The organism is Phenylobacterium sp. LjRoot219 (genome assembly GCF_964252995.1).
In the GTDB taxonomy this organism is placed as follows: domain Bacteria; phylum Pseudomonadota; class Alphaproteobacteria; order Caulobacterales; family Caulobacteraceae; genus Phenylobacterium.
The window spans coordinates 2,972,542-2,998,468 of record NZ_CAXUQI020000001.1 but is presented as its reverse complement, the minus strand read 5'-3'; the positions used below and the strand labels follow the sequence as shown (position 1 = coordinate 2,998,468).

Here is a 25,927-nt window from a genome sequence, read left to right as displayed (position 1 = left end):
GGTTAGCGCCTCGAAGGGTGACAGGGGGCGCGGCTTCTGAGCATCTTCCGCCCCATGCTGCTCCACACCGAACTCTGGGTCGGCGCCTTGATCCGTCGCGCTGAACTGGGCGGCGCTTTCGCCGTCGTCGCCCGCAAGGGCGACACCCGCGCCGGCGCTGTTCTGGTGAAGGCGGTCAATCGCGGCGACGGGACTTCGCGACTCTATGCCGAGGCGACGCGCATGGACGGCGAACAGGTCTGGATGCAGCCGGCGAAGTCGGACCAGGAAGCGGAGCTCGACCGCTACATAGAGCGCGCGGTCCGCGTCGATCCGGACGTCTGGGTCGTCGAGATCGAGGACCGTCAGGGCCGTCACTTCCTGACCGAGCCGGTTGAGGCGACCTGACGCTTGCGCCCCCTGCACGGGAACGGGCGAGGCGGCGGCGAATTGGCCCTGGATGGGACTTTCCGACCTGCCCGTGCCGCGCGACCTGGCCGCCATGGAGGCCAAGCTCGTCGATGAGATCCCGCGTGACGGCGGCTGGCGCTTCGAGCCGAAGTGGGATGGGTTCCGGTGCCTCGCTTTCCGCGCGGGCGACGAGGTGGAGCTGAAAGCCAAGTCCGGCAAGCCGCTGACGCGGTACTTTCCCGACATGGCCGCGGCGCTGCGGGCGGCGCCGAGCGAGCGGTTCGTGGTCGACGGAGAGCTGACGATCGCGGTCGACGGCGAGCTGTCGTTCGAGGCGCTGCAACTGCGCCTGCATCCCGCCGAGAGCCGGGTGCGCAAGCTGGCGGCCGAGACGCCCGCCTGCCTGGTGCTGTTCGACTGTCTGTTGGATTCCCGCGGCCGGTCGATGGTCGATGCGCCGTTCACGCGTCGGCGCGCCGAACTGGAGGCGCTTTATGCGCGCTGGGGCCAGCCGCCGGCTGTCCGCCTGTCCCCGGGAACCGAGGATCGCCAAGAGGCCTGCGCCTGGCTGTCCGAGGTCGGGGCGGCGCTGGATGGGGTGGTCGCCAAGCGCCTCGATGGGCCGTACGCCGCCGGCGAGCGGGCGATGCTGAAGATCAAGCGGATGCGCACCGCCGACTGCGTGGTCGGCGGTTTCCGCTATGAGCAGGGCGGGCGCGAGGTCGGCTCGCTGCTGCTGGGGCTGTACGACGACGCCGGCCGGCTGGACCATGTGGGCTTCACCTCCACCATCTCGAACGCCGAGCGGGCGGCGCTGACGCGCCGGCTGGAGGCCTTGGCCGGCGGCGAAGGCTTCACCGGCGCCGCGCCCGGCGGACCGAGCCGCTGGTCCGGCGAGCGCTCCACCGAATGGGTCCCGTTGCGCCCGATGCTGGTCGTCGAGGTGCGCTACGACCACGTCACCGGCGAGCGCTTCCGGCACGGCACGAAGATCGTGCGCTGGCGGCCGGACAAGGATCCCGCGCAGTGCACGCTGGAGCAACTACGGCCGGAGGCCTCGCCGGCGCGGCTGGTGCGCGAGACGTCGCACTAGCGATTAACCGCCGCGGCGCATTTGCCTACGCCGCCCCCGCGCGCTACCTGCCGGGCATGAGCAACTCCCCCGCGGCCGAGGCCGCCCGCCGGCGCACCTTCGCGATCATCTCGCACCCTGACGCCGGCAAGACGACCCTCACCGAGAATCTGCTGCTGGCCGGCGGCGCCATCCGCGCGGCGGGCCAGGTGCGAGCGCGCGGCGAGAACCGGCGGACCCGGTCCGACTGGATGAAGATCGAGCGCGAGCGCGGGATCTCGGTGTCGGCGAGCGTGATGACGTTCGACCACGACGGCCTGATGTTCAACCTGCTGGACACGCCGGGCCACGAGGACTTCTCGGAAGACACCTACCGGACGCTGACGGCCGCTGACGCAGCAGTCATGGTGCTCGACGCCGCCAAGGGCATCGAGCCGCAGACGCTGAAGCTGTTCGAGGTCTGCCGGCTGCGCGACATCCCGATCGTCACCTTCATCAACAAGATGGACCGCGAGGCGCAGGACCCGTTCGCCTTGCTGGACGAGATCGCCTCCAAGCTGGCGCTCGACCCGGCGCCGCTCTACTGGCCGGCCGGCTCCGGCGGGCGTTTCCGCGGCATGCTCGACCTGCGCCGCGAGCAGTTCATCCCGTTCGCCAAGAAGACCTCCGCCAACGACGAGGGCCATCCCGAGCCGGTCGCCTTCCGCGGCAACGCCATGGTCAGCTACCTGGACGCGGACGAACAGGCCGAGCTCGAAGAAGGCTCGATGCTGGTCCAGGAGGCCGCCAAGCCATTTGACCCGCAGGCCTTCCTGGAAGGCCATATGACGCCGGTGTTCTTCGGCTCGGCGCTGCGCCATTTCGGCATCGATCAGTTGCTCGAGGGGCTGGGCGCCTATGCCCCGCCGCCGAAGGCGGTGCCGGCGGTGAAGAACGGCGACGAAACCCACGTCGCCCCCGGCGATCGCGAAGTCTCGGGGTTCGTCTTCAAGATCCAGGCGAACATGGACCCGAACCATCGTGACCGGGTCGCGTTCTTGCGGCTGACGTCGGGCCGGTTCAACCGCGGCATGAAGCTGAAGGTGCAGAACACCGGCCGCCAGCTGTCGGTCAACGCGCCGATCATGTTCTTCGCCTCGGACCGGGAGCTGGCCGAGGAGGCCTTCGCCGGCGACGTCATCGGCATCCCGAACCACGGCGTGCTGCGGGTCGGCGACAGCCTCTCGGAAAGCGGGACGCTGCGCTTCGCCGGCCTGCCGAACTTCGCGCCGGAAATCCTGCAGCGCGTGCGGGTCAAGGATCCGCTGAAGGCCAAGCACCTGAAGAAGGCGCTGGAAGGCCTGGCCGAGGAGGGCGTGACCCAGCTGTTCCGGCCGGTGATCGGGGCCGACTTCATCGTCGGCGCGGTCGGCCAGCTGCAGTTCGAGGTTATGGCCGACCGGCTGGCCAACGAATACCAGCTCGAGGTGATCTTCGAGGCTAGCCCCTATGCCGAGGCCCGCTGGCTGTCGGGTGAGAAGGCCGACCTCGAGGACTTCCAGAGCAAGCACCGGATGGCCATGGGCGTCGACATCGACGAGCAGCCGGTCTTCCTCGCCAAGTCCGCCTGGGAGATCGGCTACGTCACCGAGCGCTTCCCGAAGGTGACGCTCGAACGCTCGAAGGAGCGCGCCTAAGCCCCGATCGTATCCCGGCCGATTGCTCCACGGCGCGACGCTTTATTGTGGATGGTCACACTCTGTTAACCATACGCAAGAAGTTAAGGGATTGTTAAAGGTCTCAGCTCCGGCTTTGCTGGTCGCAGGTGATAGTCCAAGCGGATCGTCTCATCCCGAGACGGCTGCGTGATCGGAGCCGCGGCATGTTCGAGCTAGGTCGGGAGCTGAAGCGACTGTTCGGCGCGGAATCGGCTTTCGGTTCGGGCGAGGGACTGACCGGCGGCGACGGCGCTCTGCTTGAACTGCTCGACGTCAATTTGCTGCTGCAAGAAGGCCAGGCGGCCGACGCCGCGGCCGGCCAGCCAAACGGCCGCGACAAGTCCGAGCGGCGGATCGAGGCGGCCTTCGTCTGGCGCGAAGCGGCGCGGCGCACCGGCGATGTCGTCCATCTGCGCAAGGCGGCGGCTACGGCCGAGGCGGCGACCGCCGGCCTCGACGCCGGCCGCCGGCCGGAAGCCTGGGCCCGCGCCCGCTGCGAACAGGCGCTGTGCGCGCTCGCCGGCGCCGAGCTGTTCGGCGATCTCGGTCTCAATGCGGCGGCGGAAGTCGCCTTCCGCGAAGCCCGTGGGCACGCCCGCGGCGGCGCGCCGGCGGCGCAGGCCGACATCGGGCTGGCGGTGATCGCCGCGCGGGAAGCCCTGATGCGGGCGACCCCGGAGGAGGCGCACGCGCTGGCCGACCGGTTCTCCGCGCCGATCGCCGCCCTGGAGGTGCTGAGCCGACGCAGCGCGGCGGCGCGCAGTCTCGCCGCCGATGCGCGGCTGGATCGGGCGGACCTGCTCTGCAGTTTCGGCGCGCGACTCAAGGACGACAGCCTGCTGAAGCGCGCCATCGACGACGCCGCGGCCGCGGCCGCGCGCCTCAACCCCGATTACGAGCCGCTCAGCTGGGCGCGGGCCGAGGTCATGCGCGGCCATGCGTTGACGCTATGGGGCGGCCTGACCGGCGATGTCGAGGCGGTGGCCCGCGCGGCCGCCGTGCTCGCCGATGCGCTGGAGCAACTGCCCCGCGACCACAGTCCGTTGGACTGGGCCCGGGTCCAACTGGCGCTGGCCGAGACCCTGCAGATGCTGGGTGAAGCCTGCGGCGACGGCCGCGCCTTCGAGCAGGCGGTCACCTGCTACGACCGGGCGAACTTGGTGCTGAAGGACATTCCGGCGATGCCGCTGCGCGGTCTGGCGGCGAACGCCCGCGCCGTTTGCCTGGCGCGCTCGGCGGAAGTCACCGGCGACCTGGCGGTGCTCGACATCGCCGAGGCGGCGATGAAGATCGAGCTGGGCGGCCAGCAGGCGCGGCGCGATCCTGTCGGCTGGGCGGTGAACCAGCTGCACCTGGCCCGGCTCTACGAGGCCCGCCTCGAGCTGACCGGCCAGGATCGGGGCATGCGCGCCGCGGCGCTCCTGGCGCTGGAGGCGGCCTTCGAGGTGTTCGCCGACGAAGGGCTGCGCAGCCTCAGCGTCATGGCGTCCGACGCGCTGGCCCGGCTGCGGCTTCCCGCGCGGCAGGACCGCCGCGCCGCCTGAGACCGGCCGTCAGCGGCCGCGCCACCAGCGCAGGCCGACCCGCTCCACGGCCTCGAGAATGGCGTGGAAGGCGATCCCCATGACGCCCAGCAGCACCAGCGCGGCGATCATCCGGTCGGTCTGCAGCTTGTTGCCGGCGTCGAGGATCTGCCAGGCGAGGCCGCGGACGCCGCCCGAGCCGGCGCCGAACTCCGCCACCACGGCGCCGATCACCGCGAGGCCGGCGGCCACCTTGTGGCCCTCCAGCAGGAACGGAACGGCCGAGGGCAGGCGCAGGCGAAAGACGCGTCGCCAGCGGCTCGCGCCATAGAGGTCGAACAGCCGCTCGAGATCTGGATCGGCGGCGCGCAGGCCGGTGACCGCGCCGGAGAAGATCGGGAAGAAGGCGACCAGCACGGCGAGCGCGATGATCGCCCGTTCGGGATGGTCGATGCCGGCCCAGATCAACACCAGCGGCGCGATGGCGATCACCGGCGTCACCTGGATGACCGAGGCCAGCGGCCGGACCGCCTTTTCCAGCAGCGGATGCAGCCCGATCAGCACCGCGAGCAGCTGCGCCGCGAGGCTGGCGATGACCAGGGCGATGAGCGCGACGGAGAAGGTCTTCCAGGCCGCCGCCGCCAGCACCGGGAAGTTGGCGACCAGCGCGCGGGCCACCGCGCTCGGCGGCGGCAGGAAGTATGCGGGGACGTGGAGGCCGCGGCAGGCGAGCTCCCAGATCGCCAGCAGCACGGCGGCGAAGGCGAGCGGCGCGACTTTCTCGGCGAGGCGGGTCATCGGGCGCAGGCCTCCGCCAGCAGGTCGGAGACCCGCTCCGCGGCAGTGCGGAACTCGGCCGTCGCGCGAAACCCGTGCGGCCGCGGGGCGGAGCCGGGAACCCTGATCTCGCCGGCGATGCGGCCGGGGCCCGGGGTCATGACGATCACCCGCGAGGCCATGTAGACCGCCTCCTCGACATTGTGGGTGACGAAGACGATCGCCGGCTTCGAGGCGGCCCAGAGCTGCAGCACGTCATCGGCGAGCGCCCGGCGGGTGATCTCGTCCAGCGCCGCGAACGGTTCATCGAGCAGCAGCAGTCGCGGCTCGGTGACCAGGGCGCGGGCCAGCGAGACGCGCATGGCCATGCCGCCGGAAAGCTGCGCGGGCCGCGCCGTCTCCGACCCCGCCAGGCCGACGCGCGCCAGCGCCGCGTCGGCGCGGCGCGCCGCGGCCTCGCCCCCGACCCCGGCCAGTTCCAGCGGCAGGGCCGCGTTGGCCCGGGCGCTCAGCCAGGGGGCCAGCGTCGGCGCCTGGAAGACCACGGCGGTTTCGCCGCGGCCCGGCGTGCGGGTGACGTCGCCGCGGGCCGGCGTCTCCAGCCCCGCTAGCAGCCGCATCGCGGTGGACTTGCCGCAGCCCGAGGGGCCGACCAGGGCGACGATCTCGCCCGGCGCCAGCGTCAGGCTGAACGGGCCCAGGGCCCGCCCGCGGCGCGGATAGTCGACCTCGACGTCCGTGAGCGCCGCGACGCTCATTTCCCCACGAACTGCAGCGTGTAGGCGCGCTTGAAGTCCATCGTCTTCGGATAGACGCCCTGGCTCACGGCCATGTCGAAGAACTCGCGCCAGCGCGCATCGGTCATGGCCCCGATTCCCAGCGTCTTGGCGTCGCCGGAATCGACCAGGCCATAGGTGCGCATCTTCTCGCGCGCCTGGTCGAGCACGTCCTGGGTCATCTCGGGATTGTCCTTGCGGATCAGCGCATCGCCCGGACGCGGATCGCCGTAGAGGTAGTCCTGCCACCCCTTCGCCGTCGCCTCGACGAAGGCCTGCACCGCCGCCGGGTTCTTGGCGATCAGGCTGTCAGGCGCGAGCGCCATGTTGGCGTAACCGGGGTAGCCGTTGTCGGCGAGCAGGAAGACCTGCGGCTTCAGGCCGGCCTGCTTCTCGATGGTGTAGGGCTCGCTGGTCACATAGCCCTGCTGGGCGACGCGCTTGTCGGCCAGGAAGGGCGCGGCGTTGAAGGTGTACTTGCGGATCTGGTCGTCGGTGAAGCCGTACTTGGCGCGCAACCAGACCCAGAAGGCGCTGACCGAGGCGTCCGAGAGCAGGATCGGCTTGCCCTTCAGGTCGGCGATCGTGTTCACGCCCTGGCCCGGGTGGGCCATCAGCACCTGGGGGTCCTTCTGGAAGTAGGCGGCCACCGCCTTCACCGGCGCGCCTTGCTGCGCCAGGTTCATGACGATGAAGCTGTTCGAGCCCATGCCCATCTCGACCGCGCCGGCGGCGAGCAGCTGCGGCACGTTCACGCCCGGACCGCCCTGGATGATCCTCACGTCCAGGCCGCGCTTCTGGTACTCGCCGGTCGCCAGCGCCTGGTAGAAGCCGCCTTGCTCCGCCTGGGCGCGCCAGTCGGTGGCGAAGCGGATCAACGTCTGGCCCCCGGCGTCGCCTGAGCGGGCCTCCTGTTTGCCAGGCGAGCACGCCGCCAGCACAGCCGCCAAAGCGACGACGATCGGACGCAGGAATTTCATCGAACAGGCTCCCCCCGGGAACGGCGGGCGGAGGGTAGGGCGGCGGCGCGCCGGCGCCAATAAGGCGGCGCTCGTTTCGCGGCCATGGCTGCCGCGGCGCCCACAACGAAAAGGGGGCGGCGCTCCGGGATTGCCGGGGCGTCGCCCTCTCATCCAGATCCGTTGGGAGATCTGAGCCTTCAAGATGCTGCGACTTCAGTTTCGCGGGTCGCCCCGCTGGTTTCCGTCGCGATCGGTTCTCGATTTTGGTTCCTGGTTTCCCTGGTTCCGCTTCCGAGAGCTGGTCCGCTTGCTATCCGGTTTCCCGGGTTTGCTTGCGCGCCGTTCCTGTTGGCAAGTAGACGGTGCGCCTGGATTACGGATCCGGCAAGCGTCGAACAGCGCGTGCGAGTGCAACTGTCTGTGAACGAATGGTTAACACCCAGGCCTTCGATGAAAGCGAAGCAATTTCCGTGACTTGCGTCGGCCTGGCGCTGGCTCAGCGTCCGCTTTCGAGGGCCTCGCGGCGCTCCTCGAGCGCGAGCCATTCCTCTTCGGCAGCGCCCAGCTGGGTGCGGGCGGCTTCCAGCGCCTGGCTCAGCCGCTCGAAGCCGGCGGGATCGCGCGCATAGAGCGCGGGATCGGCGAGGCTAGTCTCCAGGGTTGAGATCTTGGCCGGCAGCTCGGTGGTCGTCATCGCCTCAAGCTCGGCGAGCCGCCGCTGGTCCTTGTACGACAGCTTGCTCGGCCGCGGCGGCGGCGGCTTTGCAGCGGCCGTCGCAGGCTTGACCGGGGTCTTGATCACCGGCGGAGCGAAGAAGCCCGGGTTCTGCGACAGGAAGTCCTGCCAGCCGCCCGGCGTCTCGACGACCCGCCCCTTGCCGTCGAGCCCGATGGTCGAGGTGGCCAGGCGGTCAACGAAATCGCGGTCGTGGCTGACCAGGATCAAGGTGCCTTCGTAATCGGCCAGCAGGTCCTCGAGCAGGTCGAGGGTGTCCATGTCCAGGTCGTTGGTCGGCTCGTCGAGCACCAGGACGTTGGCCGGCGTGGCCAGCGCCCGCGCCAGCAGCAGGCGGTTGCGCTCGCCGCCGGACAGGGTTCGCACCGGCTGGCGCAGCTGGCTGTCCCGGAACAGGAAGTCCTTGGCGTAGCCGGCGACGTGCTTGGGCTGGCCGCGCACCATCACCTGGTCGCCGCCGTGCGGCGTCAGGATGTCCTTCAGCGTCGCGTCGCCGGAGACCGCCGCGCGCGCCTGGTCGATGTAGGCGACCTCCAGGTTGGTCCCGAGCTTCACCTCGCCGGTGTCCGGCGCAAGCTCGCCGAGCAGGATCTTCACCAGGGTGGTCTTGCCCACCCCATTCGGCCCGACGATGGCGATCCGGTCGCCGCGCAGGATGCGCGTCGAGAAGGTCTTGAAGAGCGTCCGCTCGCCGAACGTCTTCGAGATCTCCTTGGCCTCGGCCACCCGCTGGCCGGAGACCCCGGAACTGGCGATGCCCATGTTCAGCTGGCCGCGGGAGTCTTTCAGCCGCTCGGACCTGGTTTCGCGCAGGGCCAGCAGCTTGCGGCGCCGGCCTTCGTTGCGGGCCCGCCGCGCGGTGACGCCGCGCGCCATCCAATGCTCTTCGCGCTCGAGCTCCTTATCGAGCCGGCGGGCTTCCTCAGCCTCCTGCGCCTCGATCTTTTCCGCCCAGGCGTCGAAGCCGGCGAAGCCCTGGTCCAGCCGCCGCACCTGGCGGTGCTCCAGCCAGAAGCAGCGGCGGGTCACCCGCTCCAGGAAGGTGCGGTCGTGGCTGACGATCAGCGCCGCTGCGCGCGAGGCTTCGAGCTCGGCTTCGAGCGTCTCGATGGCCAGGATGTCCAGGTGGTTGGTCGGCTCGTCGAGCAGCAGGACGTCGGGGTCCTCGGCGAAGGCCCGGGCGAGCGCCGCGCGGCGCGTCTCGCCGCCGGAGAGACCCTGCGTCGATTTCAGCGGATCGAGCCCGAAGGTCTCCAGCGCCGCTTCGGCTTCGTATGACTCGGCCCCGCCGGCGGTGGCGAAGTCCAGCAGGGTGGCGCCGGTGATGTCCGGCTCCTGGCGCACGAAGCTGATCCGCAGGCTGGGCGTGACGGTGCGCTCGCCCTCGTCCGCCTGGATCTCGCCGGCGAGCACCCGCAGCAGGGTCGACTTGCCCGCGCCGTTGCGACCGACGAGGCTGGCGCGCACGCGCGGCTCCAGGCCCAGGTCGACGCCGTCGAACATCATCTTCGGACCGTCGGCGAGCCGGACGTCCTTCAGGGCGACTATGGGTGCTCTCATTGGCGGGGTCAGATAACGGCTTACGGCCCGTTAGCAAGGCCGCGACGGCGCGATCACATTTGCACGTCGCCTATTGGGGCTGGCGGTCAGCGGGTCTAGATGCGCGCCATGACGGGCGAACCCTTCTGGCGCAGGAAGACTCTCGAGCAGATGACGGCTCGGGAATGGGAGAGCCTCTGCGACGGTTGCGGCCTCTGCTGCCTCGTCCGTTTCGAGGACGAGGAGACCGGCGAGGTCATTCCCACCCGGGTGCATTGCAAGCTGTTCGACAGTCAGCTCTGCCGCTGCAGCGACTATGCGGACCGGCATCGGCACGTGCCCGATTGCATCAAGCTCACGCCGCACAACATCGAGGCGCTGGAGTGGATGCCGAAAAGCTGCGCCTACCGGCGCCTGCATGAAGGCCGCGACCTGCCGTCCTGGCATCCGCTGATCACCGGGGATCCGGAGAGCACGCATCGGGCCGGCGTTTCGGTGCGCGGCCAGACCGTGAACGAGGCGGCGCTGGCCGATCCGGAGGACGCGCTCGACTTCACCGCCTGGGACCTGATCGACGAGCGCGGACCCACCTAACCGCGGCGCGCATACGGCGCTTGCATAGCTACACCGTATGTGGCATTTTTGTCACATTCGGCCTTGCGTGCATGTGATCCCGGGCCAATCTACAACGGCGAACTCACCGTCAGCGAAAGTAGAGGGCTGAAGATTTTGGCGCGCGACCCGTATCAGGAACTGGGCGTGACTCGTTCGGCGAACGCCGACGAGATCCGCAAGGCGTTCCGCAAGCTCGCCAAACAGCACCATCCCGACACCAATCCCGACAACAAGCAGGCGGAAGAGCGCTTCAAGCGCGTCAGCGCGGCCTTCGACATCCTGGGCGACGCCGAGAAGCGCCGGAAGTTCGACGCCGGCGAGATCGACGCGGACGGCCGCGAGACGGCGCGCGGCTACGCCGGCGGCCCGTGGGGGCAAGGGGCGGGCGGCTTCTCCCGGCGCGGCAACGGCGGGCCGCAGAGCGAGAACTTCGAAGGCGTCGACCTGGGCGACATCCTCGGCGAGATGTTCGGCGGCGCCCGCGGCGCGCGCGGCGGCGGCGCGGGGGGCGGCTTCGGCGGCTTCTCCCAGCGCGGCTCCGACGTGCGGGCCAAGCTCGAGATCGACCTCGAGGACTCGATCCGCGGCGGCAAGCGGCGGATCGCCTTCTCTGACGGCCGCACCATCGACGTGACGATTCCGAAGGGGGCCCAGGAGGGCCAGACCCTGCGGCTGAAGGGCCAGGGGCATTCCGGCCGCTCCGGTCCCGGCGACGCCTTCATCGAACTGGCCATCCTGCCGCATCCGATCTTCCGTCAGGAAGGCGAGGTGCTGGTCATGGACGTGCCGGTGACGGTCTATGACGCCGTCCTGGGCGGCAAGGTCGAGGCGCCGACTCCCGACGGCCCGGTGACGCTCACCGTGCCCCGGGGGGCCAACACGGGGACACGGCTGCGCCTGAAGGGGCGGGGGCTGTCGGATGCCCAGGGCCGCCGCAGCGACCTGTTCGCCAGGCTCACGGTGGTGCTGCCCGACGGCGCCGATCCCGCGTTGGAGGCCTTCGCCGAAAGCTGGCGGCGCGATCGGCCCTATACGCCCCGGCGGCGGAAGTAGCCCCCGCCGCGGGGCGAAATCATGCGGCGTCCCAACCCGCGGCGGATGACAGGCTAGCTTAGCCGTTTCATAACCCGGCATTCAGCCTCGGTTCAGTCCTGGGCGGCTAGGTGTGAGACTATGAAGCGCCTGCTCGTCATCATCGCCCTGTTCACCGCCGCGGCGACGGCGCCGCTGCCCGCCATGGCCCAGGACGGGCCGCCCGCGGCGGGGCGCCAAGCTCCGCTGTCGCGCGTTCTGGCGACGATTGCGGCGCGGCAACCGGGTCGTCATTTGAACACCACCATGGGTGAGGCAGGCGGGCGACCGGCCTATTTCGTTCAATGGCAGCTTGCGGACGGACGCGTCGTGATCTTTGTCGTGGACGCCGAAAGCGGTCAGATCATCGGCCGCCAGGGCGGCTGAACCATCAATAAAGGGACGCCTGGACGTTGCGCATCCTGCTTGTCGAAGACGATCCGGACCTCTCCCGCCAGCTGAAGCTGGCGCTGGCCGACGCCGGCTATGCGGTCGACCACGCCCCGGACGGCGAAGAGGCCCAATACCTGGGCGAGAGCGAGCCCTATGACGCCATCATCCTCGATCTCGGCCTGCCGAAGGTCGACGGCGTCTCGGTGCTGGAGCGCTGGCGGCGCGACAACATGGCCACGCCCGTGCTGATCCTGACCGCGCGCGCGGCCTGGAGCGAGAAGGTGGCCGGCTTCGACGCCGGCGCCGACGACTATTTGACCAAGCCGTTCCACACCGAGGAGCTGTTGGCGCGGCTGCGCGCGCTGCTGCGCCGCTCGGCCGGCCATGCGGCGCCCAACCTGTCCTGCGGCGGGCTGCGGCTCGATCCACGCGCCGCCCGCGCCAGCGTCAACGGCGAGCCGCTGCGGCTCACCTCGCTGGAGTACCGGCTGCTGCACTATCTGATGATGCACCAGGGCCGGGTGATCAGCCGGACCGAGCTGGTCGAGCACCTCTACGATCAGGATTTCGACCGCGATTCCAACACCATCGAGGTGTTCATCGGCCGGGTCCGCAAGAAGATCGGCGCCGAGCGGATCGAGACCGTCCGCGGCCTCGGCTACCGGCTGGCCTGCCCGCCGGAAGAGGCGCGCGAAGGGGGCGAGGCTGCGGGCGCCTAGGCTTCGCGGCCTGAAGCTCGACGCGCTGCGCCGGCCGTCGCTGGCCCGGCGGCTGGTGCTGCTGGCCATGGGCTGGAGCCTGGCGGCTCTGGTGATCGTGGCGGTGGTGCTGGCCTTCCTGTTCCAGGAGGCGGCGATCCGCCGCGTCGACCAGGGCCTGCGCGAGCTCACCGACAATCTCGTGCGCTATTCGACGGTGGACCCGAACACCCAGGAGGTGTTCGCCCCGCCGCTCACCGACGAGCGCGCGCTGGCGGCCTATTCCGGCCGCTACTGGGAGATCGCCGAGCCGACGTCGGACGGCAAGGTGCGCCCGTTGGTGCGGTCCTACTCGCTGTTCGATTCGGTCCTCAACACGCCGCCGGACCTAGTGAAGCGGTTCGCGGCCGCGCCGGGCAAGTCGATCGCCTTCGACACTCGCGGGCCGCTGAACGAGCCGCTGCGCGCGCGGGCGCAGCAGAACTGGCTGCCCGGGCGGCCGACGCCGGTGATCTTCCTGGCGGCCGAGGACCGCACTCCGCTGAACCGCGACGTGCGCGGCTTCGTCGTCGCCACCGCGGCCGCCTTCCTGCTGCTCAGCGCCGGGCTGATCGCCGCCATCATCATTCAGGTGCGGGTCGGCCTGCAGCCGCTGTTCGAACTCCGGCGCGAGGTGGCCGCGGTGCGGCGCGGCAAGGCCGAGCGGCTGGTGCGGACCTATCCGGTCGAACTCGTGCCGCTGGCCGAGGAGCTGAACGCCCTGGTGGCGCACAACCAGGAGGTCGTGGAGCGCCAGCGCACCCACGTCGGCAACCTGGCGCATGCGCTGAAGACGCCGATCTCGGTGATGCTGACCGAGGCGGCCCAGCGGCCGGGCCCGCTGGCCGAGGTCGTCGGGCGGCAAGCCGAAACCATGCGCCAGCAGGTCGACCACCATTTGCGCCGGGCGCGCGCCGCAGCCAGGGCGCAGGGCCAGGGCGAGCGCACCTCCGTCGCCGAGGTGCTCGACGAGCTTGCCCGCACCCTGGAGCGGATCTTCCGCGACAAGGGCGTCGAGATCGACTGGGACGCGGACGACGCCCTCTACTTCCTGGGCGAGCGACAGGACCTGCTGGAGATCGCCGGCAACGCGATGGAGAACGCCTGCAAGTGGGGCCGCGCCCGGGTCCGGGTTCGCGCTGCGCCGTCCGGGGACGAGCGCCTGCGTCTGAGCGTCGAGGACGACGGCCCGGGCCTGCCGGAGGAAGCGCGCGAAGCGGTGCTGCAGCGCGGCGCGCGGCTCGACGAAAGCGCGCCCGGCTCGGGCCTGGGGCTGTCGATCCTGCACGAGCTGGCGCGGGCCTACGGCGGCGCGCTCAAGCTCGACGCCTCGCCGCTCGGCGGCCTGCGCGTTGAAGTTGAGCTGCCGCGCGCCGAAGCCTGAATTTCCCCTCACTTGGGAAAGCCTTAACCGGAGAAAGCCATCTTCAACTCTGGCGGGCTTTCGGCGCGCAGGTGGAGCTTCGAATGGCCGCTCTTTCCGAGCGCAAGCTGGAGATCGTCCGGACGCTGGTCGAGACCGCGCCGGATCGGGTCGTCGAAGGCCTGCAGCAGGCGCTCGCCGAAGCCAGCGGCGACACTGCCCTGGCCAGCGTGCGGCGCCTCGTCGAGACCGAGGCGCGCGACCGCCATCTGCGCAACATCGTCCTTCTGCCGCTCGGCCCGATGTGCGTCGGCGACGGCCGCGACCCGTTGCGGCTGACCTTTCCGGCGCGGGTGATGGGGCTGATCTGGCGCGGGCTGAAGGCCCAGGCGCCGGCCATCGTCCACAACGCCGAGCTGGCGCTCTACGACTATCGTCCCGGCGAGACCTCGACCGAGCATTTCGACCGGCTGGTGCGGCTCGCGGCCAGGTGCATGCGGGCCGGCGAGGTGCGCGAGTTCCGCACGGTCAGCGAGATCTGCGACGAGGCGCGCCCGGATGGGGCGGCGACCTTGCTCGCCTGCCTGGACCTCGCGCCAGTGGTGCGCGGCGTCGCGCACAAGCTGCCGGAATGGACCAGCCAGCAGGGCGGCGACGCCAACATCGGCGCCCGTCTCGCCTACAAGGACGCCGTGGCCGTCTCCGACGACGCCGGGCCGCGGTTCTTCCAGATGCTGGCCGCCCAGCTGCAGCAGCATTGGATGATCCTGCGGATCATCTCGGCGGTGATGGAGAAGCCGACCGAACGCTACCTGGCCGAGACCGAGCTGGGCATGTTCGGCCAATGCATCCTGCGCGACATCGAAGAGGCGCTGAAGGGGATCGCCGGGTTCGACGTGGACGGCGGCGCGACGGCGGCGATCGAGGCGGCCCGGCTGGTCGACCACGTGACGATGGAGGCCAATGAGATGGAGACCTACATCTCCCTCTCGCGCGATCACGGCTGGGGGGCCGCGCTGGTCAAGCATCGCAAGATGCTGGCCTCGACGGTGGAAGGGCGCTTTCGCGAGGCCGAGAAGTATTTCGAACAGGCCCTGCCGTGCGGCCGTTCCAAGACCAAGCGCAGCGCCCGCAGCGCCGCCAAGCTCGGCGAGGCGCCCGATCGGGCGGTGGTGAGCCGCTGCGAAACCCTGCTGACCTTCGCCGGCGAAGTGCGGTTCAGCTCCAACTACGGAGGCTTCGCCGCGGCGCGCAGCGCGCTGCTGGAGGCGCTGGGCGACGAGCTCGACCTCTACGTCGAGGAGGTGCTCCACCTCCTGAAGAGCGGCGAGGCCGATAACGAAAGCCACGCCCAGGCCTATCTCGCGGTGGCCGCGGATTTCAGTCGCCTGGTGCGCGACGACAAGGCCGCCGACCTGGTGCGCCGCCGCGCCGCCGCCGCCGCCGCCGGCCCCGCCGTCGATCCGGTGCTGCGTCTGATCGCCCAAAGCTGACAGGCGCCCTCGCGCGCGCGCCGCATTTCGGCTAAAGCGCCCGCCATGATCGCGTTCTGGGCCGTCGCCGGCGTCCTCGCCGCCGCCGCGGCCGGTCTTGTTCTCCTTCGCGCCGCCCGCGCTGCGCGGGACGAAGCCGTTGACCCGACTCCCGATGTCTACCGCCGTCAGCTCGCCGAGATCGACGAACTGGCCGACCGCGGCCTGATCGGCGACTCTGAACGTCGCAGCGCCCATGCTGAGGCGGCCCGCCGCCTGCTGGTCGCCGCCGATGCGCCGCTCGCAGCCTGGCGGACCGGCGGCGACGGCCGCCGCGCGACCCTGGCGGCAGTGGCGGCGGCTTCCGCCGGCGCGCTGGTCCTCTATTTCGCCGTCGGCCAGCCGGGGCTGGGCGACCAGCCCTTCGCCGCGCGCCTCGCCGGCTGGCGCGACGCCGATCCCTCCAGCCTGGCCCCGCCCGAACTCGCCGCCGTGCTCAGCAAGCTGACGCGCGAGCGGCCGAACGATCCGCAGGCGTTCCAGTATCTCGCGATCGCCGAAGGGGCGTCGGACAATCCGGCCGGCGCCGTGCGGGCGATGCGTCAGGCCGTGCGCCTGGCCCCGGACCGCGCCGACCTCTGGGAGCTGCTGGGCGAATCGCTAGTCGCCGAGTCCGGCGGCGAAGTCACCTCCGAGGCCAAGCGGGCGTTCGGCGAGGCCGTGAGGCGCGACCCCCAGGCAGTCGCGGCGCGCTTCCACCTCGCCCGAGCCGAAGTGCTCGGTGGCGACCGCGCCGCCGGGATCGCCGCCTGGCGCGCGCTGCTGACGGAACTGCCGGCGGACGATCCGCGTCACCAGGCGCTCGCCGGCGCCATCGCCGAGGCCGAGGGCCGGCCCGCGGCTGCGCGGCCCGCCCTGCCGGAAGACCAGCAGGCAATGATCCAGGGCATGGTGCAGGGCCTCGCCCAGCGCCTGCAGTCCAATCCCGACGACCCCGAAGGCTGGGTGCGCCTGGTGCGCGCCTACGCGGTCATGGGCGACGCCGCCAAGCGCGACGCCGCCCTGGCCGAAGCCAAGTCCCGCTACGCTGGGAAGCCCGAGACGCTCGCCCAGCTCGAAGCCGCCGCGCGCGCGGAGCCCATGCGATGAGCTTTCTTCCCAAATCCCCCAAGGCGCGGCGCCGGCTGACCCTGGTCGCCGCGATCGCGCCGGTCCTGGCGCTGGCCGTCGGCCTGGCGTTGTGGGGCCTCGGGGACTCGGTCTCCTTCTTCTACACCCCGTCGCAGGCCGAGGCGGCGCGGCCGCCGGTCGGCCGCTCGATCCAGCTGGGCGGCCTCGTCGCGCATGGCTCGGTGATCAAGCACCCGGACGGCGCGGTCGAGTTCACGGTCCAGGACCAGCGCGCGCTCGACAAGGTGGTGTTCCGCGGCGACCTGCCGGATCTCTTCCGGGAGGGGCAGGGCATCGTCGCGGTCGGCGCCTTCCGTCAGGACGGCGTGTTCGAGGCCAAGCGGGTGCTGGCCAAGCATGACGAGCGCTACATGCCGCGCGAGGTCTCCAAGGCGCTGAAGGAGCAGGGCGAGTGGCGCGGTGAGGGGCAGGCGCCCAGCTACGGCGCCCAGCCCACTGCGGCGGGCGGGGTCTGATGCTGGTCGAACTCGGCGCCTTCGCGCTTGTCCTGGCGCTGGCCTTCTCGACCGCCCAGGTCGGCCTATCGGTCGCGGCGCGCACCCGTCGTTCCGCGCCCCTGGCCGCCGCCGGCGAGGGCGCGGCGGTCGCGGCGTTCCTCGGTGTCGCCGTCGCCTTCGGCGTCCTGATCCACGCCTTCGTCGTGTCCGACTTCTCGGTGGCGAACGTGGCGGCCAACTCGCACACCGCCAAGCCGATGCTCTACAAGGTCGCCGGCGCCTGGGGCAGCCACGAGGGCTCGATCCTGCTCTGGTGCCTGGCGCTGACCGGCTACGGCGCCGTCGCGGCGGTGCTCAGCCGCAGCCTGCCGCGCGGCCTGCGCGCGCTGATGGTGGCGACCCAGGGGGGGCTGGGCGTGGTCTTCCTGGCCTACACCGTCTTCGCCTCCAATCCGCTGGCGCGGCTGATCCCGGCGCCGGTCGAAGGCCGCTCGCTCAATCCGCTGCTGCAGGACCCGGCGCTCGCGGTCCACCCGCCGTTCCTCTACGCCGGCTACGTCGGTCTGTCGGTGGTGTTCTCGCTGGCCGTCGCCGCCCTGATCGAGGGCCGGGTCGACGCCGCCTGGGCGCGCTGGGTGCGGCCCTGGACGCTCGCCGCTTGGAGCATGCTGACCATCGGCATCATGCTGGGCTCGTTCTGGGCCTACTACGAGCTCGGCTGGGGCGGCTGGTGGTTCTGGGACCCGGTCGAGAACGCCTCCTTCATGCCCTGGCTGGTCGCCGCGGCGCTGCTGCATTCGGCAATCGTCACCGAGAAGCGCGGCGCCCTGGCCGGCTGGACGGTGTTCCTCGCGCTCGCCGCCTTCAGCTTCTCGATGCTGGGCGCCTTCCTGGTGCGCTCGGGCGTGCTGACCTCGGTCCACGCCTTCGCCGTCGACCCGCGGCGCGGCGTCCTGCTGCTGATCATCCTGGGCGTCATGTCCGGGGCCGGGTTCGCCCTGTTCGCCTGGCGCGCGCCGAAGCTGTCGCCGGGCGGGGTGTTCGCGCCGGTCAGCCGCGAGAGCGCGCTGGTGCTGAACAACATCCTGCTGGCCGCGGCGACCGCCACGGTGCTGCTGGGCACCCTCTATCCGCTGATCCGCGAGGCGATGACCGGCGAGTCGATCTCGGTCGGCCCGCCGTACTTCAACCTGACCTTTACGCCGCTGATGGCGGCGCTGCTGATCCTGCTGCCCGCAGGGCCGCTGCTCGCCTGGAAGCGCGGCGACGCGCAAGGCGTGATCCAGCGGCTCTGGGCGGCGGCGCTGATCGCTTTCGGCGTAGGCCTCGCCGCCTACGCGCTGATCAGCCCGCGCAAGGCGTTCGCCGCAGCCGGCCTGGCGCTCGGCGCCTGGCTGATCGCCGGCGCCGTCGCGGAGGTGCTCGAGCGCACCCGCGCCTTCCGCGCGCCGGCGGCCGAGAGCCTGCGGCGGCTGGTGCGGCTGCCACGCGGGGCCTGGGGCATGACCCTGGCGCACCTGGGCCTGGGCGTCTTCGTGCTCGGCGCCTGTTTCGAGACCGGCTGGAAGCAGGAGACTGCCGAGGCCCTGCCAGTGGGCGGCGCGCTCGACGTCGGCGGTTACCACCTGGTGCTCGAGAAGGTGGTCGGGCTGGAAGGCGCCAACTACGACGCCGAGCGCGGTCTGATCCGCGTGACCCGCGACGGCCGGCCGGTCTGCGAGGCGCAGCCGGAACGGCGGCTCTTCACCGCCGGCGGCCAGACCACCTCGGAGGTCGCCCTCTGCTATCGCGGCCTCAGCCATCTCTACATCGTGCTGGGCGAGCAACGCGTCAGCGAAGGCGCGCCGGTCTGGCTGGTGCGGGCCTACTGGAACCCGCTCGCCACCTTGCTGTTCGTCGGCCCCGTGATCATGGCCTTGGGCGGACTGGTCTCGCTGTCCGACCGCCGGCTTCGCCTGGGCGTCGCCGCGCGCCGGCGCGCGCAGTCGGAACCGCCGCAAGAGCAGGCCGCATGAGGGCGCGGGTTCTCCTGGCGGTGATCGCGGCGGTTTTCTGCATGGCCGCCGCCTCGGACCCGGCCGAGCGGTTGCCCGATCCGGCGCAGGAAGCCCGCGCGCGCGAGATCTTCCAGCAGGTCCGCTGCCTGGTCTGCCAGAACGAGTCGATCGACGATTCCAACGCCGAGCTCGCCCAGGACCTGCGGCGGATCGTCCGCGACCAGGTCCAGCAGGGCCGCAGCGACGCCGAGATCAAGTCTTTCCTGACCGACCGCTACGGCGAGTTCGTGCTGTTGCGGCCGAGCTTCTCGATCGGCAACCTGGCGCTTTGGCTGGGGCCGTTCCTGGTCGTTCTCCTGGGCGTCGTGCTGCTGCTGGGCCGCCTGCGCCATCGTTTGCCCGAGGCGGAACTCGATGCGGCCGATGTCGAACGCCTGCGCCGCCTGGAAGACGGCGAGTCCTGACACATCCGCGCCGCAGATCGGTCCAGATACGGAACGCTGGGTGACCTAAACGTAACTTGAGAGGCTTTTCGGCCTCGTGCATCGAACCTAGGTTGTCGTTGCGCGTCGTCATTCCTTGCGCCGCGCACAAGGATCACAGGCTTATGACCTCGAAGAAGACCGGTTATCTCCTCGGCGCGCTTGCCGGGGCGGGCGTGATGGCGGCGGCGGTGGCCGGCGCGGGCGTACGCCTGCCGCAAGCCCACGCCGGCGATCAGCCGCACGTGATCCGGGCCTCGACGTCGCCGATCTTCGCGCCCCCGCCGGGCGCGCCGATGTCCTTCTCCGACATCTTCGACCGCGTCTCGCCGGCGGTGGTGTCGATCAATGTGACCACCCGGGTGGACGCCAACGCGCTGCGCATCCCCGGTCTGCCGTTCGACATCGTGCCGCGCGCGCCGGACGAGGACGAGGAGGGCGCTCCGCCAAACGGCGGGCGCACCGAAAAGGGCCAGCCGCGTCTGCCGACTCAGCAGTCCGCCGGCTCCGGCTTCTTCATTTCCCAGGACGGCTACGTGGTGACGAACAACCACGTGGTCGAGAACGCCGAGAGCATCAAGGTGGTGCTGAAGGACGAGACCGAGCTCGAGGGCGTGGTCGTCGGCCGCGACGAAGCCACCGACCTCGCCGTCATCAAGGTGAAGGGCCGCAACGGGCCGTTCCCGTTCGTCAACTTCGAGAACGCCGCCAAGCCGCGCGTCGGCGACTGGGTGATCGCGGTCGGCAATCCCTTCGGCCTGGGCGGCACCGCGACGGCCGGCATCATCTCGGCCTACGGCCGCGACATCGGCGAGACCTTCGTCGACTACATCCAGATCGACGCGCCGATCAACCGCGGCAACTCCGGCGGCCCGACCTTCGACATCTATGGCCGCGTGATCGGCGTCAACACTGCGATCTTCTCGCCGTCGGGCGGCTCGGTCGGGATCGGCTTCGCCATCCCCGCGGAGGTCGCGGACCAGGTGACCAAGCAGCTGATCTCCGGCCGCAAGATCGAGCGCGGCTATATCGGCGCGACCATCCAGAACTTCACCACCGAGATGGCCGAGGCCCAGGGCATGGGCGAACAGCGCGGCGCGATCGTCTCCGACCTGACGCCGGGCGGGCCGTCGCAGAAGGCCGGTCTGCAGGCCGGCGACGTCATCGTCTCGATCAACGGCCACACCGTGCGGACCTCGTCGGAGCTGACCCGCGAGGTGGCCAAGGCGCGGCCGGGCGACGTGCTGCGGATCGAGATCATCCGCGACGGCAAGCGGCGTAACGTCGAGGTGCGCTCCGGCACCCGGCCTTCGGAACGGGAGCTCGCGGCCAGCGCCGAGGCGCCCGACAGCGAAAACGGCGGCCCCGGCGCCCAGCAGGCCCCGCGCGCCCCGGCGGTGCTTGGTCTCTCGCTGGCGCCGCTGGACGCCGGACTGCGCAGCAAGCTCGGCCTGCCGGCAAACGTGAAGGGCGCGGTGGTGCTCGGCGTCGACAGCAACTCCGACGCCGGCCAGAAGGGCCTGAAGACCGGCGACGTCATCGTCCGCGCCGGCGACGCCGCGGTGACCACGCCGCAGGACGTCACGGCGGCGGTCGATGCGGCCAAGAAGGCCAAGCGGCCGAGCGTGCTGGTCGGCGTCTTCCGCGGCGGGCGCACCCTGTTCCTGCCGCTGAAGATCGACTGACGGACCGGGCGGGGGGCTGGTGATGCGAATTCTGATCGTCGAGGACGACCTCGAGGCGGCCGAAGCCATGGAGCGCGGCCTCGGCGAAAAGGGGTTCGCCTGCGTGCGGGCCGCCGACGGCGCGGAGGGGCTCGACGCCGCCCGCGCCGGAACCTTCGACGTGATGATCGTCGACCGGATGCTGCCGCGCCTCGACGGGGTCAGCCTCGTCGAGACGCTGCGGCGGGAAGGCGACGCCACCCCGGTGCTGTTCCTGTCGGCGCTCGGCGAGGTCGGCGACCGGGTCACCGGCCTGCAGGCGGGCGCCGACGACTACCTGGTCAAGCCCTACGCCTTCGTCGAGCTGATCGCCCGGGTCGAGGCCTTGACGCGACGGCGCGAGACCGGCTCGGTCCAGACTCTGCTGCGCGTCGGCGATCTGGAGATGGATCTGATCGGCCGCACGGTCCATCGGCAGGGCAAGGAGATCGACCTGCAGCCGCGGGAGTTCCAGCTGCTGGAGTTCCTGATGCGGCACGCCGGTCAGTCGGTCACCCGCACCATGCTGCTCGAGAAGGTCTGGGAATATCACTTCGATCCCCAGACCAACGTCATCGACGTCCACGTCTCCCGGCTGCGCTCGAAGATCGACAAGGGCTTCGACCGGCCGATGCTGCAGACGGTCCGCGGCGCCGGCTATCGCCTGGATGCCTAACCAAGCTCCCCCGTGCGCGGGGGAGGCGGACCTCGCGCCGAAACGGGCGCGGGTGATGCGCCTGCCGCGCATCTTCCGCACGACGCCGTTCCGGCTGACGCTGCTGTTCCTGGCGCTGTTCGCCGCGGCCGCCAGCGCCTTCCTGGCTTACATCTACATCGCCACCGCCGGCGAGGCGGCCCGACGCACCGACAGCGAGATCCTGCGGGAGATGCGCTCGCTGACGGCGACCTACGACCGCGCCGGCGTCGACGCCGTCAATCAGTCGCTGATCGAGCGCGCCGCCAGCGAACGGCCGTTCCTGTACCTGCTGATCGGGGCCGACGGTCAGCGCATCTCCGGCTCGATCGCCGAATCGCCGATGGAGCGGTTCGACGGCCAGCCGGCCTGGACCACCTTCCAGGTCTCGGACGCCGAGGAGGGCCGGATCGTCAACCGCCCCGCACGTGGTCTGCAGCAGCGGTTGGCCGGCGGAGAGGTGCTGTTCGTCGGCGCCGACGTCGGCGAGGACGAGGCCTATGTGGTCAACGTCGTGCGCGCGCTGTGGGGCGCGGGGCTGATGGTCATCATCCTCGGCCTCGCGGGGGGGATTCTGGTCAGCCGCAACGTTTCCCGCAGCATGGGCAGTCTGACCGGCGTGGTCGACGCGGTCCGCGGCGGCGACCTCGCCGTCCGCGCGCCGGTACGCGGCGCGCGTGACGAGTTCGACGAACTGGCCGCCGGCCTGAACGAGATGCTCGAACGGCTGGAGCGCTCGATGGCCGGTCACCGCCACGCGGGCGACGCCATCGCCCACGACCTGCGCTCGCCGCTCACCCGGCTGCGCGCCCGGCTGGAGGCGGCCTACCTCGACATCGAGGCCGGTCGCGGCGATCCGAAGCAGGCGCTCGCCCAGGCGCTGGAGGATACCGACGGCGTCCTCAAGACCTTCTCCGCGGTGCTGGCGATCGCCCGGCTGCAGGCCGCCGGCAGTGCGCCGGACGCCACGGTGTTCGACCTCGCCGATCTCGCCGGCGACATGGCCGAACTCTACGAGCCGCTGTGCGAGGACAAGGGCATCGAGTTCGGCGCCGAGCTCGCGCGCGGCCTGCCGGTGCGGGCGAACCGCGAGTTCATCGCCCAGGCGCTGGCCAACATCCTTGATAACGCCGTGAAGTACACGCCCTCGGGCGGCGCCATCATGCTGCGCGTCCGCCGTTGCGCCTCGGGCGAGGTGGAGGCCTCGGTCACCGATACGGGTCCCGGCGTGCCCGAGGCCGAGCGCGCCCGCGTCGTCGAGCGCTTCGTCCGGCTAGAGAACAGCCGCAACGAGCCGGGCGCGGGGCTGGGCCTGTCGCTGGTGGCCGCCGTGGCCGAGGCGCACGCCGGTCGGCTGGAACTGGACGAGGGGCCGGGCCGGCTCGGCGAAATGGGGCCAGGCCTACGTGTGGCTTTGGTGTTGCCAAGCGTCGCCGCCTGAACGCGGATCGACGGAATTCGCGTCCCGGTGGTGACGGACTCCCTGTGCCCGGCTAGACTCTGATTTGCTCGGGCCTGACTCGGGCGGGACCGTTGCGGGGGAGCGGCTGCCGTTGGCCAGAAGCGGAAGGGACAGCATGGCTGCCCGCTGGCCGACGCCCGTGGAGAGCGGCGGCCCGCGCCCGCAGACCTCGGCGCCGGAACGCCCGCCGACCCAGCGGTTCGTCCGCATCGCCATTTTTTCGGTGCTGGTGATCCTCACCGCCTACACCGCCGCCGGCGTGGCCCGGCTGGCGATCCCGGCCCCGTCGAAGCTGGAGCAACTGGTCTGGCTGGTCGGCCCCTTCCTGGTCGCGGCCCTGCTGGGCGGACTGCTGCTGGTCGAGTCGCGCCGTGTTGAGCGCGGCCACGCCGCGTTCAACGAGTCCGAGCGCCGCTTCCGCCTAGCCGTGGAGGCCGCGCGCTGCGGCATCTGGGAATGGGACCTGGCGACCGACACCATCTTCATGTCGGACGTCACCGCCTCGCTGTTCAGCTGGCGCGGCGGCGTGGTCGAAGGCCAGCAGGTGCTGGACCGCGTCTGGCCCGGCCACCGCGACGGCCTGCGCGACGCGCTGCGCGCCGCAGCGCTCTACGGCGGTTTCGACGTCTCCTTCCGGGTGCCCAGCCTGACCGGGGGCCGGCCGGTGTGGATCGACGCCCGCGGCGAGGCCTTCGGCGAAAGCCCGGAAGGCGGCTATGCGCGGATCATCGGCGTGGCCCTCGACGTCACCGAGGAGCGGCTCGCCCAGGCCCGCGCCCAGTCGGCCGAAGGCCGGCTGCGCGACGCGATCGAAAGCGTCTCCGAGGCCTTCGTGCTGTGGGACCGCCATGACCGGCTGGTCATGTACAACCGCAACTACCGCAGCTTCTTCCGGCTGGACCCGCAGCTGCTGAAGCCGGGCGCCCAGCGCGAGGAGGTCGAGCGCAATGCGCGCGCCGCCATGCGCCAGGACGTTCGCGGGCCCGGCGACCGCCGCGGCGTCAGCGAGGCCGAGCTCGTCGACGGCCGCTGGGTGCAGATCTCCGAACGCCGCACCGCCGAGGGCGGGCTGGTGGTCACCGCGACCGACATCACTGCGGTCAAGGCGCAAGAGGAGGCCCGCCGGCTCAACGAGGAAGAGCTGCGCAAGGCAGTGGTCAATCTCGAGCGCAGCCAGTCGGAGCTTTCCGAACTGGCGCGCAAGTACGAGACCGAGAAGGTCCGCGCCGAGGCCGCCAACCAGGCGAAGAGCGAGTTCCTCGCCAACATGAGCCACGAGTTGCGCACGCCGCTCAACGCCATCAACGGCTTTTCCGAGATCATGCTGGCGGGGATGTTCGGCCCGCTCGGCGACGCCCGCTATCGGGACTACGCTCAGGACATCCACAACTCCGGCCAGCACCTGCTCGCGCTGATCAACGACATCCTCGACATGTCGAAGATCGAGGCCGGCAAGATGTCGCTGCGTCTCGAGCCGGTTTCGGTCGAGGAGATCACCGAGGAGGCCGTGCGCCTGGTGCGCACCCGCGCCGAGACCGCCGGGCTGGCGCTGACCTTCGAGCTGCCGCCGCTGCCGGACGTCGAGGCCGACTACCGCGCGGTCAAGCAGGTGCTGCTCAACCTGCTGTCCAATGCGGTGAAGTTCACGCCGCGCGGCGGTCGGGTCTCGGTCTCCGCCGAGCGGCAGGGTGAGCGCGTGCGGGTCAACGTCCACGACACCGGCATCGGCATTGCGGCCGAGGACCTCAAGCGCCTCGCCCAGCCGTTCGAGCAGATCGAAAGCCAGCACGCCAAGACCCAGCAGGGCACCGGCCTGGGCCTCGCGCTCAGCAAGGCGCTGATCGACATGCACGGCGGCAAGTTCGAACTCGTCAGTGCGCCGGGGCACGGCACCACGGCGAGCTTCAGCCTACCGCTCCGGCAGGTGGCGCCCGCCCCCCTGCGGGCCGGGATGGCCGCGGTCGCGTGACCACTCGCCCGGCGGGTGGCGCCGGGCTCGGCTGAGCACTTCGGCCAGCTTGCGGCGATCGTCCGCGGGCAGGGTGGCGGCGAAGCCGACCACCGCACGGTCCATCTCCGAACGCGCCTGCATCTCCAGCGCCCGCGAGCGGTTCAGCGCGACCAGCGTGGCCTCCACGTCGACGGGACCGATCGAGAGGCCGCGCCAGGCTTCGCGGCGCAGCGCACGCGCCTGCTCCAGCTTGGGGCGGGAGGTTTCGGCTCCCTGGCGGATCGCCGCCTGCCAGGCTTCGCGTTGCGGATCGCTCAGCGCCGCGCCGGCGGCGGTCAGCCGCGGCGGTCCGGGTGGCGGCGGCTCGGGCGGCCGCAAGCCGCCGCGCAGCGCAGCGCCGGCCAGCCCGCCGAGTACGAACAGGTTCACCGCCAGCGAGACGATCAGCGCGATCCACAGGCCTCGTCGGCTCATCACCCCACCTCCGCAACGGTCGAGACATCGAGGTCCGCCACCGCCTGGGCCGAGGCCTCGGCGCCGGTGGTGGAGCGGTCGCCCAGCTGCGCGCCCAGCACCACGCCGGCGGCCGCGGCCCCGGCCAGCGCCGCGCCCAAACCCGCGGGCGTCAGCCACAGCCGCCACCGCAGTCGTCGGGGGAGGCCGGGCGCATCGGCCAAGATCCGGTCGTAAAGCGCGCTCGGCGCCGGAGCCGGCCGCGGCGCGGCGTCCAGCGCGGCGTCCAGCGCCGCTTCGCGCGCCAGCACCGCCTGGGCCTGCGCGGGCTCGCTCGCGGCGAACAAGGCCGCCTCGTCGCGCATCGCCGCCGGCCAGCGGGCGATCTCGCCGCCATAGGCTTCCGCCAGCGCTTGAAACTGTTCTTTCGTCAC

The 25,927-nt window shown here is 71.1% G+C and carries 24 protein-coding genes; 18 read left to right on the top strand and 6 right to left on the bottom strand.

Annotation, left to right across the window (positions count from 1 at the left end; translation table 11 throughout):
- Positions 1–54: 54 nt before the first annotated feature.
- The 4 genes from ACSQ14_RS14680 (at position 55) to ACSQ14_RS14665 (ending at position 4,703) form a co-directional block, all read left to right on the top strand.
- Positions 55–387: a DUF1491 family protein gene (locus ACSQ14_RS14680; RefSeq protein ID WP_436014016.1), complete on the top strand. Its 333-nt coding sequence runs from the start codon at positions 55–57 to the stop codon at positions 385–387.
- A gap of 52 nt (positions 388–439) precedes the next feature.
- Positions 440–1,483, top strand: a complete 1,044-nt coding sequence (locus ACSQ14_RS14675) for an ATP-dependent DNA ligase (protein ID WP_436014014.1) — start codon at positions 440–442, stop codon at positions 1,481–1,483.
- A 56-nt stretch (positions 1,484–1,539) separates the two neighbouring features.
- The gene (locus ACSQ14_RS14670) at positions 1,540–3,138 is read left to right on the top strand and encodes a peptide chain release factor 3 (RefSeq protein ID WP_436014012.1); all 1,599 of its coding nucleotides are present in this window, start codon (positions 1,540–1,542) and stop codon (positions 3,136–3,138) included.
- A 185-nt stretch (positions 3,139–3,323) separates the two neighbouring features.
- The gene (locus ACSQ14_RS14665) at positions 3,324–4,703 is read left to right on the top strand and encodes a hypothetical protein (RefSeq protein WP_436014010.1); all 1,380 of its coding nucleotides are present in this window, start codon (positions 3,324–3,326) and stop codon (positions 4,701–4,703) included.
- A gap of 9 nt (positions 4,704–4,712) precedes the next feature.
- Here the strand turns inward: ACSQ14_RS14665 and ACSQ14_RS14660 are convergent, their stop codons facing one another.
- The 4 genes from ACSQ14_RS14660 to ACSQ14_RS14645 form a co-directional block, all read right to left on the bottom strand.
- Complete coding sequence (locus ACSQ14_RS14660; RefSeq protein ID WP_436014008.1) at positions 4,713–5,480, bottom strand: ABC transporter permease; 768 nt, start codon at positions 5,478–5,480, stop codon at positions 4,713–4,715.
- A complete protein-coding gene (locus tag ACSQ14_RS14655; RefSeq protein ID WP_436014006.1) occupies positions 5,477–6,217 on the bottom strand; it encodes an ABC transporter ATP-binding protein in 741 nt (246 codons plus the stop codon). The genes ACSQ14_RS14660 and ACSQ14_RS14655 overlap by 4 nt, the downstream gene beginning before the upstream one ends.
- Positions 6,214–7,215, bottom strand: a complete 1,002-nt coding sequence (locus tag ACSQ14_RS14650; protein WP_436014004.1) for an ABC transporter substrate-binding protein — start codon at positions 7,213–7,215, stop codon at positions 6,214–6,216. Before ACSQ14_RS14650 ends, ACSQ14_RS14655 begins: the two co-directional genes overlap by 4 nt.
- A 478-nt stretch (positions 7,216–7,693) precedes the next feature.
- On the bottom strand, positions 7,694–9,505 hold the full coding sequence (locus ACSQ14_RS14645) for an ABC-F family ATP-binding cassette domain-containing protein (protein WP_436015434.1): 1,812 nt from the start codon (positions 9,503–9,505) through the stop codon (positions 7,694–7,696).
- 96 nt (positions 9,506–9,601) lie between these two features.
- Between ACSQ14_RS14645 and ACSQ14_RS14640 the strand changes: the two genes are divergently transcribed.
- From ACSQ14_RS14640 to ACSQ14_RS14575, 14 genes are all read left to right on the top strand, one after another.
- Positions 9,602–10,066 carry a YcgN family cysteine cluster protein gene (locus ACSQ14_RS14640; RefSeq protein WP_436014002.1) on the top strand — a complete coding sequence of 155 codons (465 nt, stop codon included), beginning with the start codon at positions 9,602–9,604 and terminating at the stop codon, positions 10,064–10,066.
- Positions 10,067–10,201: 135 nt separating this feature from the next.
- Positions 10,202–11,140: a DnaJ C-terminal domain-containing protein gene (locus ACSQ14_RS14635; RefSeq protein WP_436014000.1), complete on the top strand. Its 939-nt coding sequence runs from the start codon at positions 10,202–10,204 to the stop codon at positions 11,138–11,140.
- Between the two features lie 120 nt (positions 11,141–11,260).
- Positions 11,261–11,545 (top strand): PepSY domain-containing protein, encoded by a 285-nt coding sequence (locus ACSQ14_RS14630; RefSeq protein ID WP_436013998.1) that lies wholly within the window; start codon positions 11,261–11,263, stop codon positions 11,543–11,545.
- A 26-nt stretch (positions 11,546–11,571) separates the two neighbouring features.
- Positions 11,572–12,270 (top strand): response regulator transcription factor, encoded by a 699-nt coding sequence (locus tag ACSQ14_RS14625; protein WP_436013996.1) that lies wholly within the window; start codon positions 11,572–11,574, stop codon positions 12,268–12,270.
- A gap of 67 nt (positions 12,271–12,337) precedes the next feature.
- Complete coding sequence (locus ACSQ14_RS14620; RefSeq protein WP_436015432.1) at positions 12,338–13,672, top strand: ATP-binding protein; 1,335 nt, start codon at positions 12,338–12,340, stop codon at positions 13,670–13,672.
- An 83-nt stretch (positions 13,673–13,755) separates the two neighbouring features.
- Positions 13,756–15,144, top strand: a complete 1,389-nt coding sequence (locus ACSQ14_RS14615; RefSeq protein ID WP_436013994.1) for a hypothetical protein — start codon at positions 13,756–13,758, stop codon at positions 15,142–15,144.
- A 45-nt stretch (positions 15,145–15,189) separates the two neighbouring features.
- Positions 15,190–16,272: a c-type cytochrome biogenesis protein CcmI gene (gene ccmI / locus ACSQ14_RS14610; protein WP_436013992.1), complete on the top strand. Its 1,083-nt coding sequence runs from the start codon at positions 15,190–15,192 to the stop codon at positions 16,270–16,272.
- On the top strand, positions 16,269–16,769 hold the full coding sequence (ccmE, locus tag ACSQ14_RS14605; RefSeq protein WP_436013990.1) for a cytochrome c maturation protein CcmE: 501 nt from the start codon (positions 16,269–16,271) through the stop codon (positions 16,767–16,769). The genes ccmI and ccmE overlap by 4 nt, the downstream gene beginning before the upstream one ends.
- Positions 16,769–18,766 (top strand): heme lyase CcmF/NrfE family subunit, encoded by a 1,998-nt coding sequence (locus ACSQ14_RS14600; protein WP_436013988.1) that lies wholly within the window; start codon positions 16,769–16,771, stop codon positions 18,764–18,766. The genes ccmE and ACSQ14_RS14600 overlap by 1 nt, the downstream gene beginning before the upstream one ends.
- A complete protein-coding gene (locus ACSQ14_RS14595) occupies positions 18,763–19,212 on the top strand; it encodes a cytochrome c-type biogenesis protein (protein WP_436013986.1) in 450 nt (149 codons plus the stop codon). Before ACSQ14_RS14600 ends, ACSQ14_RS14595 begins: the two co-directional genes overlap by 4 nt.
- A 143-nt stretch (positions 19,213–19,355) precedes the next feature.
- Complete coding sequence (locus ACSQ14_RS14590) at positions 19,356–20,915, top strand: Do family serine endopeptidase (RefSeq protein ID WP_436013984.1); 1,560 nt, start codon at positions 19,356–19,358, stop codon at positions 20,913–20,915.
- A gap of 22 nt (positions 20,916–20,937) precedes the next feature.
- A complete protein-coding gene (locus ACSQ14_RS14585; protein ID WP_436013982.1) occupies positions 20,938–21,609 on the top strand; it encodes a response regulator transcription factor in 672 nt (223 codons plus the stop codon).
- 55 nt (positions 21,610–21,664) lie between these two features.
- Positions 21,665–23,068, top strand: coding sequence for a sensor histidine kinase (locus ACSQ14_RS14580; RefSeq protein WP_436013980.1), 1,404 nt, complete (start codon positions 21,665–21,667; stop codon positions 23,066–23,068).
- Positions 23,069–23,204: 136 nt separating this feature from the next.
- Positions 23,205–25,058 (top strand): PAS domain-containing sensor histidine kinase, encoded by a 1,854-nt coding sequence (locus tag ACSQ14_RS14575; protein ID WP_436013978.1) that lies wholly within the window; start codon positions 23,205–23,207, stop codon positions 25,056–25,058.
- On the opposite strand, the gene ACSQ14_RS14570 is transcribed toward ACSQ14_RS14575, so the two are convergent.
- Both ACSQ14_RS14570 and ACSQ14_RS14565 read right to left on the bottom strand, forming a co-directional pair.
- On the bottom strand, positions 24,999–25,514 hold the full coding sequence (locus ACSQ14_RS14570) for a periplasmic heavy metal sensor (protein ID WP_436013976.1): 516 nt from the start codon (positions 25,512–25,514) through the stop codon (positions 24,999–25,001). The genes ACSQ14_RS14575 and ACSQ14_RS14570 overlap by 60 nt on opposite strands.
- Positions 25,514–25,927 (bottom strand): hypothetical protein, encoded by a 414-nt coding sequence (locus ACSQ14_RS14565; RefSeq protein ID WP_436013974.1) that lies wholly within the window; start codon positions 25,925–25,927, stop codon positions 25,514–25,516. Before ACSQ14_RS14565 ends, ACSQ14_RS14570 begins: the two co-directional genes overlap by 1 nt.

Excerpts from the sequence above, each read along its gene's own strand:
- ccmE (WP_436013990.1), top strand. The coding sequence starts at position 16,269 with ATGAGCTTTCTTCCCAAATCCCCCAAGGCGCGGCGCCGGCTGACCCTG.
- ACSQ14_RS14680 (WP_436014016.1), top strand. The coding sequence starts at position 55 with ATGCTGCTCCACACCGAACTCTGGGTCGGCGCCTTGATCCGTCGCGCT.
- ACSQ14_RS14590 (WP_436013984.1), top strand. The coding sequence starts at position 19,356 with ATGACCTCGAAGAAGACCGGTTATCTCCTCGGCGCGCTTGCCGGGGCG.
- ACSQ14_RS14595 (WP_436013986.1), top strand. The coding sequence starts at position 18,763 with ATGAGGGCGCGGGTTCTCCTGGCGGTGATCGCGGCGGTTTTCTGCATG.
- ACSQ14_RS14660 (WP_436014008.1), bottom strand. The coding sequence starts at position 5,480 with ATGACCCGCCTCGCCGAGAAAGTCGCGCCGCTCGCCTTCGCCGCCGTG.
- ccmI (WP_436013992.1), top strand. The coding sequence starts at position 15,190 with ATGATCGCGTTCTGGGCCGTCGCCGGCGTCCTCGCCGCCGCCGCGGCC.
- ACSQ14_RS14575 (WP_436013978.1), top strand. The coding sequence starts at position 23,205 with ATGGCTGCCCGCTGGCCGACGCCCGTGGAGAGCGGCGGCCCGCGCCCG.
- ACSQ14_RS14640 (WP_436014002.1), top strand. The coding sequence starts at position 9,602 with ATGACGGGCGAACCCTTCTGGCGCAGGAAGACTCTCGAGCAGATGACG.
- ACSQ14_RS14620 (WP_436015432.1), top strand. The coding sequence starts at position 12,338 with ATGGGCTGGAGCCTGGCGGCTCTGGTGATCGTGGCGGTGGTGCTGGCC.
- ACSQ14_RS14650 (WP_436014004.1), bottom strand. The coding sequence starts at position 7,215 with ATGAAATTCCTGCGTCCGATCGTCGTCGCTTTGGCGGCTGTGCTGGCG.
- ACSQ14_RS14675 (WP_436014014.1), top strand. The coding sequence starts at position 440 with ATGGGACTTTCCGACCTGCCCGTGCCGCGCGACCTGGCCGCCATGGAG.
- ACSQ14_RS14580 (WP_436013980.1), top strand. The coding sequence starts at position 21,665 with ATGCGCCTGCCGCGCATCTTCCGCACGACGCCGTTCCGGCTGACGCTG.
- ACSQ14_RS14670 (WP_436014012.1), top strand. The coding sequence starts at position 1,540 with ATGAGCAACTCCCCCGCGGCCGAGGCCGCCCGCCGGCGCACCTTCGCG.
- ACSQ14_RS14615 (WP_436013994.1), top strand. The coding sequence starts at position 13,756 with ATGGCCGCTCTTTCCGAGCGCAAGCTGGAGATCGTCCGGACGCTGGTC.
- ACSQ14_RS14600 (WP_436013988.1), top strand. The coding sequence starts at position 16,769 with ATGCTGGTCGAACTCGGCGCCTTCGCGCTTGTCCTGGCGCTGGCCTTC.
- ACSQ14_RS14585 (WP_436013982.1), top strand. The coding sequence starts at position 20,938 with ATGCGAATTCTGATCGTCGAGGACGACCTCGAGGCGGCCGAAGCCATG.
- ACSQ14_RS14570 (WP_436013976.1), bottom strand. The coding sequence starts at position 25,514 with ATGAGCCGACGAGGCCTGTGGATCGCGCTGATCGTCTCGCTGGCGGTG.
- ACSQ14_RS14630 (WP_436013998.1), top strand. The coding sequence starts at position 11,261 with ATGAAGCGCCTGCTCGTCATCATCGCCCTGTTCACCGCCGCGGCGACG.
- ACSQ14_RS14665 (WP_436014010.1), top strand. The coding sequence starts at position 3,324 with ATGTTCGAGCTAGGTCGGGAGCTGAAGCGACTGTTCGGCGCGGAATCG.
- ACSQ14_RS14655 (WP_436014006.1), bottom strand. The coding sequence starts at position 6,217 with ATGAGCGTCGCGGCGCTCACGGACGTCGAGGTCGACTATCCGCGCCGC.